This is a genomic window from Streptomyces sp. Ru72, from assembly GCF_002920635.1.
In the GTDB taxonomy this organism is placed as follows: Bacteria; Actinomycetota; Actinomycetes; order Streptomycetales; family Streptomycetaceae; genus Streptomyces.
In genome coordinates this window covers 79,466-90,960 of sequence record NZ_PQSR01000022.1, presented here as the reverse complement: position 1 = coordinate 90,960, position 11,495 = coordinate 79,466, and the positions used below count along the sequence as shown (strand labels likewise).

At 73.4% G+C, this 11,495-nt stretch carries 9 protein-coding genes and 1 pseudogene; 4 read left to right on the top strand and 6 right to left on the bottom strand.

Annotated elements, in window-relative coordinates:
• From trpB to lgt, 4 genes are all read left to right on the top strand, one after another.
• Window positions 1-1,269 (top strand): tryptophan synthase subunit beta (gene trpB / locus C3488_RS13780; protein ID WP_258053406.1); only part of this gene is annotated, 1,269 nt, incomplete at its 5' end.
• Entirely contained in the window at window positions 1,266-2,087 is an 822-nt protein-coding gene (gene trpA, locus C3488_RS13775) for a tryptophan synthase subunit alpha (RefSeq protein ID WP_103839685.1), read from the top strand. The genes trpB and trpA, both read left to right, overlap by 4 nt.
• 80 nt (window positions 2,088-2,167) lie before the next feature.
• A complete protein-coding gene (locus C3488_RS13770) occupies window positions 2,168-2,944 on the top strand; it encodes a thioredoxin domain-containing protein (protein ID WP_181139006.1) in 777 nt (258 codons plus the stop codon).
• A gap of 118 nt (window positions 2,945-3,062) precedes the next feature.
• Window positions 3,063-4,079 carry a prolipoprotein diacylglyceryl transferase gene (lgt, locus tag C3488_RS13765; protein ID WP_103839683.1) on the top strand — a complete coding sequence of 339 codons (1,017 nt, stop codon included), beginning with the start codon at window positions 3,063-3,065 and terminating at the stop codon, window positions 4,077-4,079.
• A 67-nt stretch (window positions 4,080-4,146) separates the two neighbouring features.
• Here lgt and C3488_RS13760 read toward each other — a convergent pair whose 3' ends face one another.
• From C3488_RS13760 to C3488_RS13735, 6 genes and pseudogenes are all read right to left on the bottom strand, one after another.
• Window positions 4,147-4,974, bottom strand: a complete 828-nt coding sequence (locus tag C3488_RS13760) for a CoA ester lyase (protein WP_103839682.1) — start codon at window positions 4,972-4,974, stop codon at window positions 4,147-4,149.
• On the bottom strand, window positions 4,971-6,161 hold the full coding sequence (locus C3488_RS13755; RefSeq protein ID WP_103839681.1) for a CaiB/BaiF CoA-transferase family protein: 1,191 nt from the start codon (window positions 6,159-6,161) through the stop codon (window positions 4,971-4,973). The genes C3488_RS13760 and C3488_RS13755 overlap by 4 nt, the downstream gene beginning before the upstream one ends.
• Window positions 6,158-7,631 (bottom strand): annotated as a pseudogene (locus tag C3488_RS13750) (ADP-ribosylglycohydrolase family protein). Before C3488_RS13750 ends, C3488_RS13755 begins: the two are co-directional and overlap by 4 nt.
• On the bottom strand, window positions 7,619-8,788 hold the full coding sequence (locus C3488_RS13745) for an ADP-ribosylglycohydrolase family protein (RefSeq protein ID WP_103839680.1): 1,170 nt from the start codon (window positions 8,786-8,788) through the stop codon (window positions 7,619-7,621). Before C3488_RS13745 ends, C3488_RS13750 begins: the two are co-directional and overlap by 13 nt.
• Window positions 8,789-8,795: 7 nt before the next feature.
• Complete coding sequence (locus C3488_RS13740) at window positions 8,796-9,917, bottom strand: ADP-ribosylglycohydrolase family protein (RefSeq protein WP_103839679.1); 1,122 nt, start codon at window positions 9,915-9,917, stop codon at window positions 8,796-8,798.
• Window positions 9,914-11,242 (bottom strand): ADP-ribosylglycohydrolase family protein, encoded by a 1,329-nt coding sequence (locus C3488_RS13735; protein WP_258053405.1) that lies wholly within the window; start codon window positions 11,240-11,242, stop codon window positions 9,914-9,916. Before C3488_RS13735 ends, C3488_RS13740 begins: the two co-directional genes overlap by 4 nt.
• Window positions 11,243-11,495 lie beyond the last annotated feature (253 nt).

The window sequence follows — 11,495 nt, the reverse complement described above, 5'->3', positions numbered from 1 at the left end:
ATCCCCGACCCGGAAGGCCGGGTCCCCAGTGCCGAGGGCTACTTCGGCGCGTTCGGCGGCAAGTTCATCCCGGAGGCCCTCGTCGCCGCCGTGGACGAGGTGGCCGTCGAGTACGAGAAGGCCAAGGCCGACCCCGAGTTCGCCCGCGAACTCGACGACCTGCTCGTGAACTACACCGGTCGGCCCAGCGCCCTCACCGAGGTGCCGCGGTTCGCCCGGCACGCCGGCGGCGCCCGGGTGTTCCTCAAGCGCGAGGACCTCAACCACACCGGCTCACACAAGATCAACAATGTCCTCGGGCAGGCCCTCCTCACCAGGAGGATGGGCAAGACGCGGGTCATCGCGGAGACCGGCGCCGGTCAGCACGGCGTCGCCACCGCCACCGCCTGCGCCCTGTTCGGGCTCGAGTGCACCATCTACATGGGCGAGATCGACACCCAGCGGCAGGCCCTCAACGTCGCCCGCATGCGCATGCTCGGCGCCGAGGTCATCGCCGTGAAGTCCGGCTCCCGCACCCTCAAGGACGCCATCAACGAGGCGTTCCGCGACTGGGTCGCCAACGTCGACCACACCCACTACCTCTTCGGCACCGTCGCGGGGCCCCACCCCTTCCCGGCCATGGTGCGCGACTTCCACCGCGTGATCGGCGTGGAGGCGCGGCGGCAGCTCCTCGAGCGCGCCGGGCGCCTGCCGGACGCCGCCATCGCCTGCGTGGGCGGCGGTTCGAACGCCATCGGCCTCTTCCACGCCTTCATCCCCGACCAGGGCGTACGCCTCATCGGCTGCGAGCCCGCCGGACACGGGGTCGAGACCGGCGAGCACGCCGCCACCCTCACCGCCGGCGAGCCCGGCATCCTGCACGGCTCCCGGTCCTACGTCCTGCAGGACGACGAAGGCCAGATCACCGAGCCCTACTCGATCTCCGCGGGCCTCGACTACCCGGGCATCGGCCCCGAGCACTCCTACCTCAAGGACAGCGGCCGCGGCGAGTACCGGGCCGTCACCGACGACGCCGCCATGCAGGCCCTGCGCCTGCTGTCCCGCACCGAGGGCATCATCCCGGCCATCGAGAGCGCCCATGCCCTCGCCGGTGCCCTGGAGGTCGGCAGGGAGCTCGGTGAGGACGGGCTGATCGTCGTCAACCTGTCGGGGCGCGGTGACAAGGACATGGACACCGCCGCCCGGTACTTCGGCCTGTACGACACCGACGCGTCCGTCGCCGCGGACGCCGACACCGACGCCGCGGAGATCGAGGGGGACGCCCAGTGAGCGGCAACATCCAACTGCTGTCGGACACCCTCGCCGCCGCCAAGGCGGAGAGCCGGTCCGCGCTCATCGCCTATCTGCCGGCCGGCTTCCCGACCGTCGACGGCGGCATCGCCGCGATCAAGGCGGTCCTGGAGGGCGGCGCCGACGTCGTCGAGGTGGGCCTGCCGCACAGCGACCCCGTCCTCGACGGCCCCGTCATCCAGACCGCCGACGACATCGCGCTGCGCGGCGGCGTGAAGATCGCCGACGTGATGCGCACGGTCCGCGAGGCCTTCGAGGCCACCGGCAAGCCCGTCCTCGTGATGACGTACTGGAACCCGATCGACCGCTACGGCGTCGAGCGCTTCACCGCCGAGTTGGCCGAGGCGGGCGGCGCGGGCTGCATCCTGCCGGACCTGCCCGTTCAGGAGTCGGCCCTGTGGCGGGAGCACGCCGAGAAGCACGGACTGGCCACGGTCTTCGTGGTCGCGCCCAGCAGCAAGGACGCACGGCTCGCCGAGATCACCGCGGCGGGCTCCGGCTTCGTCTACGCGGCCTCGCTCATGGGCGTCACCGGCACCCGCGAGTCGGTCGGCGCGCAGGCCCAGGACCTGGTGCGGCGCACCCGCGCGACCACCGACCTGCCGGTCTGCGTCGGACTCGGTGTCTCAAACGCTTCCCAGGCCGCCGAGGTGGCCGGCTTCGCGGACGGCGTGATCGTCGGCTCCGCGTTCGTGAAGCGGATGCTGGACGCGCCCGACGAGGGGGCGGCCCTGAAGGCGGTACGGACGCTGGCGGGCGAGCTGGCGGAAGGCGTCCGCGGGCGACGTGTGAGCTGAGCGCGGCAAACCGCTCACCCGAACGAGTGGACCTGAGGCCGGGGAGGCGCGCTGCGCCTCCCCGGTTCGTTCTGCCGGATGTGAGCGAGAAGAACCGTGAAGGAAAGCGCAACGCCCGCGAGCGGCTGGCGGTCGAGCGACAGAAGCAGAAGGCCGCGGACAAGCGCCGCCGCACGCTGATCGTGGGCGCCTCGGTCGTCTGTGTCCTGGCGCTGGCGACGGTGGTGGGCGTCCTGGCGGCGAACGCCGGCAAGAGCGGCAAGAGCGGCGCCTCCGGCCCCGCCATCGCGCCCTCCGGGGCGACGGGCAAGGGCGCCCTCGCGATCCCCGTCGGCAAGGACTCCGCCAAGTCGACCCTCACGGTGTGGGAGGACTTCCGCTGCCCGGCCTGCCGGGCCTTCGAGACCGCCTACCGCCCGACGATCCACCAGCTGGTCGACGCCGGACAGCTCAGGGTCGAGTACCACCTGGTCACGCTCATCGACGGAAACCTGGGCGGCAGCGGCTCCCGCTCCGCGGCCAATGCGGCGGCGTGCGCGCAGGACGCCGGAAAGTTCTCGAGCTACCACGACGTGCTGTACGACAACCAGCCCAAGGAGACGCAGGACACCTTCGCGGACAACGCCAAGCTGATCGAGCTGGCGGGCAAGGTCGGCGGCCTCGACAGCCCGGCCTTCCAGAAGTGCGTCAAGGACGGTACGCACGACAGCTGGGTGGTGAAGTCGAACGCCGCGTTCCAGAGCGCCCGCTTCTCCGGCACGCCGACGGTGCTCCTCGGCGGAAAGAACATCTTCGAGGACCGCACGATGACTCCGGCCAAGCTGAAGCAGATGGTGGAGGCCGCAGGCAAGTCCTGAGGGTCGTGGCCCCCGCGATCCCCCCGGCGTCCGATAGGCCGGGGGAGTCGTACGTTATGGACCCGTAGCCGGGTGGGTTGCCACGCTGCGTGTCCGGCAGGGTAGCGTCGTTCCTGCCATGGAACTTGCCTACATTCCCAGCCCCTCGCGCGGAGTGCTGTACCTCGGCCCCATTCCGCTGCGCGGCTACGCGTTCTGCATCATCATCGGTGTCTTCGTAGCCGTGTGGCTCGGAAACAAACGCTGGGTCGCCAGGGGCGGCCGGGCGGGCACGGTGGCCGACATCGCGGTCTGGGCCGTGCCGTTCGGCCTGGTCGGCGGGCGGCTCTACCACGTGATCACGGACTACGAGCTGTACTTCAGCGAGGGCCGTGACTGGGTGGACGCCTTCAAGGTCTGGCAGGGCGGGCTGGGGATCTGGGGCGCGATCGCGCTCGGCGCGGTCGGCGCGTGGATCGGCTGCCGTCGCCGGGGCATCACGCTTCCTTCGTACGCCGACGCCGTCGCACCCGGGATCGCCTTCGCGCAGGCGATCGGACGCTGGGGCAACTGGTTCAACCAGGAGCTGTACGGGCGGCCGACGGATCTGCCGTGGGCGCTGCACATCACCTCCTCCACGGACGGGCGGGTGCCGGGGTACTACCACCCGACGTTCCTGTACGAGTCGCTGTGGTGCATCGGGGTCGGGTTCCTGGTGATCTGGGCGGACCGCCGCTTCAAGCTGGGGCACGGACGGGCGTTCGCCCTGTACGTGGCCGCGTACTGCGTGGGCCGCGGCTGGATCGAGTACATGCGGGTCGACGACGCGCACCACATCCTGGGCCTCAGGCTGAACGACTGGACCGCGATGCTGGTGTTCCTGCTGGCAGTGACCTACATGGTGGTGTCGTCGCGGGTCCGGCCGGGCCGTGAGGCAGTGGTCGAGCCGGGTGCCTCGGGCAGCGAGGGCGAGGGGGACGCCGACTCCGGGGAGCCGGAGAAGAAGGGCGAGCCCGAGCCGGAGGACGAGAAGCCGACGGCTGCGAAGGCCACGGGGCAGGCGGAGGCCGAGGCGACCGCAGAGACTTCGCAGGCGGAGGCCGAGGGAGCAGCCGAGACGTCGCAGGACGAGGCCGAGTCGGCCCAGAAGGGCTGAGGGACGTTCCTGCGTCGCCGGGGGCGCCGTATCGCTGGATACGGCGCCCCCGGCGCATGTCCGGTCCTCAACGCCTCCGGCGGGCCAACGACAGGGTTCGGTACGCCTCTCTCACCACCGCCGTGTCGATGAAGCGGCCGTCGGGGAGGGCCTGGGCGCCCTGGTCCCGGGCGGCGGCCTTGAGGATCTCCTCCGCTCGCGTGATCTCCTCCGGGGTCGGTGCGTAGGCGCGTTCGATGACCGGGAGCTGACGGGGGTGGATCGCCGCCCGGCCCAGGAAGCCCAGGCGGCGGCCGTGCGCGCAGGACGCCGCCAGGCCCTCCAGGTCCCGTGTGTCCGGGTAGATCGACTGTGCCGGCGGCGGCAGTGCGGCGGCCCGGGCCGCCACCACCACCCGCGCCCGGGACCAGTCGAGCCCCGCGTCCTCCCGTACGCCCAGGTCGGCCCGGAGGTCCGACTCGCCGAGCGCGATGCCCCGCACGGCCGGATGCGCCGACGCGATCGCGAAGGCGCGCTCCACCCCCAGGGCCGTCTCCAGAAGGGCGTGGAGGGGGACGACCGTGCCGTCCGCCCGTACGGCCCGTCGCGCGACACGGACCACGTCCGAGGGCGACGTCACCTTCGGCAGGCGCAGCCCCGCCAGACCCACCAGCGCCGTGAGCGCCGTGAGGTCCGCCTCGCCCCAGGGGCTGTCCAGGGCGTTCACCCGGACATGGACCGGCACCGGCGGGCGCTGCGCGAGCCGTTCCGCCGTCGCCGCCCGCGCGTACGCCTTGCGGTCCGGACAGACCGCGTCCTCCAGGTCGACCAGCACGACGTCCGCCCCGGAGGCGAGCGCCTTGCCCACCACCTCCGGGCGGTCCCCGGGCGCATACAGCAGGGTGAGAGGGGTCATAGCGCGCCCTCCGCCTCGAGCGCGGCGATCTCGGGGGCCGTCAGGCCGAGTTCGGTCAGGACAGCCCGCGTGTCCGCGCCGTGCGGGCGGCCCGCCCAGCGGATCGCGCCGGGCGTGGCGGAGAGGCGGAACAGGACGTTCTGCATCCGCAGCCGGCCCAGCTCCGGGTCGTCCGGGATCGTGGTGATCGTGCCCAGCGCCGCGTACTGCGGGTCGGTCATCACCTCCCGCACGTCCTGCACCGGCGCCACCGCGGCCTCCGCGTCCTCGAACGCCTTCAGCACCTCCGCGCGGGTGCGGCCGGCGATCCACCCGCCGACGGCCTCGTCGAGCACGTCCGCGTGCCGGGCCCGCTCCTCGCCCGTCGCGAACCACGGCTCCTCGATCAGCTCAGGGCGTCCGACGAGGCGCACCACCCGCTCGGCGACGGACGTGGCGGAGGCCGAGACGGCGACCCAGCCGCCGTCCGCGGTGCGGTAGGTGTTGCGCGGGGCGTTGTTCTGGGAGCGGTTGCCGGTGCGCCCCTGGACGTGGCCCAGCTGGTCGAACCAGATCGGCTGCGGGCCGAGGACGGTGAGGATCGGCTCGATGATCGCCATGTCCACCACCTGGCCCGTCCCGGTGCGCTCCCGGGCCGCCAGGGCCGTCATCACCGCGTACGCCGTCGCCAGGGCCGCGATCGAGTCGGCCAGCCCGAACGGCGGGAGGGTCGGCGGTCCGTCCGGCTCCCCGGTGATCGCCGCGAACCCGCTCATCGCCTCCGCGAGCGTGCCGAAGCCGGGGCGGTGCGCGTACGGGCCGAACTGGCCGAAAGCGGTCACCCGGGCGAGCACGAGACGGGAGTTCACGGCGGACAGCTCGTCCCAGCCCAGGGCCCATTTCTCAAGCGTGCCCGGGCGGAAGTTCTCCACGATCACGTCGGCGGTCGCCGCGAGCCGCAGCAGCGTCGTACGGCCACCGGGCTTGGACAGGTCGAGTGTCATCGTGCGCTTGTTGCGGCCGAGCAGTTTCCACCAAAGCCCCACGCCGTGCTTCGTCGGGCCGTGGCCGCGTGAGGGGTCCGGACGGGCCGGGTGCTCGACCTTGATGACCTCGGCGCCGAAGTCACCGAGCAGGGTGGCGGCGAGGGGACCGGCGAAGAGGGTCGCGAGGTCGAGGACGCGGAGGCCGGTGAGGGGTGCGGTCATGAGCGGTGGGCCTCCCGGTGGGTGAGGTGGGCAAGGGCGTCGAAGCCGACGCCGTTGAAGTCGCCGACGGAGGTGGCGAGCCGGTTCTTGAGGGGGGTGGGTCCAGCGGTCGGGGAGCGCGGTGGGGTGTCCGGCCAGCAGTCCGGCGATGCTGCCGGCCGTCGCTCCGTTCGAATCGGTGTCCCAACCGCCGGACACCGCTCGGCAGATGGAGCCGGTGAAGTCGCCGTCGGCGTGGGTGAGGGCGGCGGCGATCAGAGCGGTGTTGGGGACGGCGTGGACCCAGTGGTAGCCGCGGTGGACGGCGTGCAGTTCGTCGACCACCGCGTCGAAGTCGGGCCTGGATTCGGCCAGTCGGATCGCGTGGCGGACCGCGCGGGCGAGGCGGGAGGCGGGCGGGACGACGGTGAGGCCGGTGCGCAGGCAGTGGTGGACGTCGTGGGCGCCGGTGGCCGCCTCGGCGATGGCGGCCGCGGTGAACATCGCCGCGTAGACGCCGTTCCCGGTGTGGGTGAGGGTGGCGTCGCGATGGGCCTGTTCTGCCGCGGCGGCCGGGTCGCCGGGGTTGGTCCAGCCGTGCACGTCGGCGCGGATGAGGGCGCCGATCCATTCGCGGAAGGGGTTGCGGTGGCGGGCGGTGCGTGGGGGTTCGACGCCGGAGAGGAGGTTGCGGTAGGCGACGCGTTCGGCGGTGAAGGTGCGGGCGGCGGGGAGTTCGTCGAGCCAGAGTCGGGCGACGTCGGTGGTGGTGAAGTGCTTGCCGTGACGCCCGAGCAACAGCAGGTTCAGCAGGGGGTAGTTGAGGTCGTCGTCCTCGGGCATGCCGTCGATGTTCTCGGCGAGGGAGTTCTTTGCGGAGCGACGGTTCCACGGGTACTGCTCGGCCAGGTCCGCGGGTAGCCCGCGGGCCGTGAACCAGGTGTGCAACGGCCAGTTGCCGGTGGCTTCGGCGAGTCGGCGGATGCCGTCGAGAGGGAGCTTTTCCACGGGTTTGCCGAGGAGGCAGCCGGCGGCTCGTCCCAGCCAGGCGGCTTCGAGGCGCGCCTCGGTGGGGATCGCTCGGGGGCGGGTTCCGCTCGCCCGCGCCTGCGGGGCGGCTCCCCCGGAGGGGGTACCACCAGCGCCCACCGGTGCCTCCCCAGCGGCACGACCGTCCGCAGCCTGCGTGGCACTGTCCGCGGTTTCGGCCGGCCGGCTCCGGCACAGCGCCCTGATCCGGGCCAGGTCCGTCGGCTCGTGTTCCGCCAAGCTGCTCGGCAGGTCCGCCAGTTCGTCCAGCAGGTCCTTTGCCAGCAGGCGCAGGTACGGGGACGCCGGTACCGGTGACGCGCCGGCGGTCAGGGGCGCCGGTGGTCCGCCCGCCGCTCTCCACCTCGCCGCGATCGCCGACGGCTCCCGGCCGTCCTGCTCCGCCTGGCGGAGTTCGTGGCCGAGGAGGTCCTCCGGCTGGACCCAGGTCAGTCGGAGCACCTGAAGCCTCCCAGCGCGGCGAAGGCCGCCTCGTGGGACCGGCGACGGCGCACGTCCCGGGCGAAGACCTCCCGGGTGACCTCCGTCAGCGTCCGGGCCGGGGCGTGCAGATCGAGGCGGCTCGCCTCAGCGACCGCCTTCTCCCAGTCGGACGGGACCGGTGAGCCCAGCGCGCCCGTGATCGCGCCCGCCATCGTGGCGATGGAGTCGCAGTCCCGGCCGTAGTTCACCGAGCCGAGCACCGCGTGACGGTAGTCCCCGCGCGCCACGACCACCATGCCGAGCGCCACCGGGAGTTCCTCGATCGCGTGCAGCCGGGACGGTCGCCGGGCGCCCAGGGAAGGGGCGCGGTAGTCGGGGCCGACGGTGTCGTACGGCGCCACCGCCTCCCGCAGCGGCCGTAGGGCGGACTCGTAGTCGCAGTAGCGGGAGGCCGTGTCGCAGACCGTCTCGATCGCGGCTCGTGTTCCGTCCTTCGCCAGCGACAGGCACGCCGCCACGACCGAGTCCGGTGTCGCGCCCGGTGCGCAGGCCGCCGCCACCGCCGCCGCGAGCACCCCGGCCGCCTCCCTGCCGTACGACGACTGGTGCGCGCCCGCCACGTCCAGGGCCTCGGCGTACGCGCCCTCGGGATTGGCCGCGTTGACCAGGCCGACCGGCGCCATGTACATCGCGGCACCGCAGTTGACGATGTTGCCGACGCCCGCCTCCCGGGGGTCCGCATGGGCGTGGTGAAGCCGTGTCACGAGCCATTTCTCGGCCAGGAAGACGCGGTGCAGCGGGAGTGCCTCCGCCTCCAGCTCCGGGATCCAGCGCGGGTTCGTCATCAGGTCGGGGACCAGGTGCTCGGCGATCGCGTACGCGTCGAGGTGGTCGCGGACGGCCGCGTAGACCCGTACGAGCGCGTGCGTCATCAACGTGTCGTCGGTGACATGGCCGTCCCCCTTGTGGTACGGGGCGAGGGGGCGGGCCGTGCGCCAGGCGTCGCCGTGCCAGGGTCCGACGATCCCGTGCACCCGGCCGCCGTGCCGTTCGACGATCTGCTCGGGGGAGTGGCCCTCGACGGGACCGCCGAGGGCGTCGCCGACGGCTGCGCCGACCAGGGCGCCGGTGATGCGTTCGTCCAGAGGGACCGACTCGTCAGGAGTGGGCGTCATGCCCGAATCATCCACCGGGAGTGGCCAGTTCCGTCGTCTCCAGGAGTTCGGCGAGGTGTACGAGGTCCGTGCCGCTCAGGTGGGGCAGTGCACAGCCCGCGAGGGTGCGGCAGGCGTCGCGCCAGGCGGACGGGATCGCCGCGCCGCCGCCGAGGGCTCCCGTGAGTGCGCCCGCGAGGGCCGGGGCGGAGTCGGCCACCCGCGACAGACAGGCGGCGGCGGGCACCGCCTCCGCGATGCGCCCGTGGGCCGCCGTCGCGAGGGCGAGGGCGACCGGGACGGTCTCCGCGGCCGCGACGCCGTAGCTGTAGACGTGGTCGACGATCTGATGTTCCAGCAGGGGAACGACGTGGAAGGCACCCTCGCCGTCCTGGGCCAGCTTCAGGGCGTGCCGGGCGTTGCGGCCGATCTCGGTGGACTCGGGGAGCTCGGCCAGCGCGGCCCTCACGCAGGTGTCGAGCGCCTCGCCGGACAGGGCGAGCGAGAGGGCCGCGGCCATGGCGCGGGCGCCGTGCACCCCGTCGCCGTCCTGGGTGTAACGGGCGTCGAACTCGGCGAGCCCGGCGGCGAGTTCGGGCGCGCCCGGGTGGGCCACGGCGAGCACGCAGGCCCGTACGCAGGCCGCGTCGTCGAAGTAGTGCGGGTTGTCGTGACCGGTGGCGGGCGGGCGCAGCCCGGTGGCGAGGTTGCCGAGGCCCGCGCGGACGGAGATGCGGGCGCGCAACGGCATGACGGCCGGCTCCTTTTCGGGGGTGCGGTCGGCCGGGGCGGCGACCTCGGTGGCGAGGGCGTGCCAGGACCGGTCGAGAGCGTCTCGTAGTCCGGACTGCCGGTCGAGACCGCCGAGCGCGTCGGCGTCCTTGGCGCGCAGCAGGGCCCCGGCCGTGAACGCCGCCCACTCGGCGTCGTCCGACGGTCCGAGCCGAAGCGGCTGCGGTGACTGGTTGAGTGCGATCGGCACCGGCAGGGTGGTGGTCGCGTTCTCCTCGGCGAAGGTGTCGAGCTCCCGGGTCAGCCGCCGGGTCCACTCGGGCATCCGTGCGGCCCGGTGCCGGGCGGCGGGCCACCCGGCGGCGTCACCGACGGCGAGCCCGAGCAGCAGACCCTCGACCCGCCGAGGCCCGCTCACGGCTCCCCCTGCGTCCGGTCGTACGGCGCCACACCGAGGGGCGTACGCACGTCACGCCGTACGGCTTCCCCGCCGCCGAGCCGTCCGCCTTCCTGGCCGTCGCGGCGTCCGTGTCCCCGGCTGTCACGCGGTACGAGTCCCTGGCCGTCGCACCGCACGGCTTCGCCCAGTGCGCCCGGCCCCGTCTCCGGGATCCCCGTGCCCCCGGTCCCGCGGATCCAAGTGGCCACCTCCTCCTGGATCCCTCCGGCCCTCTCTCCTCGGCTCCCCGCTGCCCTCTCGCCTCGGCCCCCCGGGGCCGACTTCGCTCCGTCCCCTGGCGTCAGCGCTCCGTCCCCCGGCGTCAGCAGATCGGCCACGTCAAGGACGTGGTGCCCCTCCACCGACGGCAGGCAGCGCCCCCGCGCCGGGCCGATCACCGCCGCCCACTCCCGGGGGATCGCCGCGATCCCCCGGCTCGCGCCCGCCAGGGCTCCCGCGACCGCCGCCGTGGTGTCGGCGTCGCGGCCCATGTTGACCGCGGCGAGCACCGACTCCCGGAAGTCGCCGCCTGCCGCCACGTACGCGCCGAACGCCAGAGCGACCGCCTCGGGCGCGAGGTCTGTCCAGGGGTAGCCGTCGATCACCACCGCGGAGCGGACCGCGCGGGCGCCCCGGTGGGCCACGGCGACCGCGCGGCGCAGCGAGCGGGCGGTCCACGAGTCCTCGGGGACGGCCGCGAGGGCCGAGGCCACCACGGCGCTCGTCGACGCTGCGGTCATCGCCGCCGCGACGCCGGCCGCGACCGCCCGGCCGCCGTGGATGCCCTCGCCCTCATGGCTCACCGAGCCGTCGATCGCCACCAGTCGCGCCGCCTCCGCCGGGCGGCCCGCGGCGAACACCCCGAACGGCGCGGCACGCATGGCGAGCCCGTCGCTCCAGGCGTGCCGGTGCTGCGCGGTGACGGGGGCGGCAAGGCCCCGGCGCAGGTTCTCCAGCGTCCCGCGCTCGCTGAAGCCCGCCCCCCGGAACGGCCCCTCGTCCCGGTCCGCGATCCACTCGTGCCAGGCCGCCTCCACGTGCGCCACGGTGAGCGCCGAGCCGTGCCGGGCCAGCAGCAGCCCCGAGAAGATGGCGTACTCGGTGTCGTCCGTGCCGCACGGCTGCTCGGTGACGAACCCCGTGATGCGGCCCCAGCGCGCCCGGATCTCGGACGGCTCCAGGTTCTCGGCGGGCGCCCCCAGCGCGTCCCCGACGGCGAGGCCGAGCAACGCGCCCCGCGCCCGTTCCCGGGGGCCGGCGGCGTCCTCGGGCGCCGGTGCGGGGGGACTGCAGGCGATGGCCATACGGTGCCTCTTCTCTCGGGGCGGCCCCCTAGTGCGGATCTGTCCCCCCGAAACCATGGCGCGGAGCCTCGCGGGCCCCAGCATCACCCGTCCGGCATGTGAGCACTCATTGTCACGGATGAGCACAGAGCGGCAAAGGTGCAGGTTAGCCCAGCCTTTCCTTGCTGGCGGGACGGAAATTCAAGGCGTAGGTTCTGTGTTGTCGAAAGATAGAACGTGTCCAAACTTAGCTTTGCCTAAGCTTCCTGGGGGA

What these genes read in the sequence shown, in the direction of transcription:
- C3488_RS13760 (WP_103839682.1), bottom strand. Translation starts at nt 4,974, where the DNA reads ATGACCCCTCTCACCCTGCTGTATGCGCCCGGGGACCGCCCGGAGGTG.
- C3488_RS13735 (WP_258053405.1), bottom strand. Translation starts at nt 11,242, where the DNA reads ATGGCCATCGCCTGCAGTCCCCCCGCACCGGCGCCCGAGGACGCCGCC.
- lgt (WP_103839683.1), top strand. Translation starts at nt 3,063, where the DNA reads ATGGAACTTGCCTACATTCCCAGCCCCTCGCGCGGAGTGCTGTACCTC.
- C3488_RS13745 (WP_103839680.1), bottom strand. Translation starts at nt 8,788, where the DNA reads ATGACGCCCACTCCTGACGAGTCGGTCCCTCTGGACGAACGCATCACC.
- C3488_RS13755 (WP_103839681.1), bottom strand. Translation starts at nt 6,161, where the DNA reads ATGACCGCACCCCTCACCGGCCTCCGCGTCCTCGACCTCGCGACCCTC.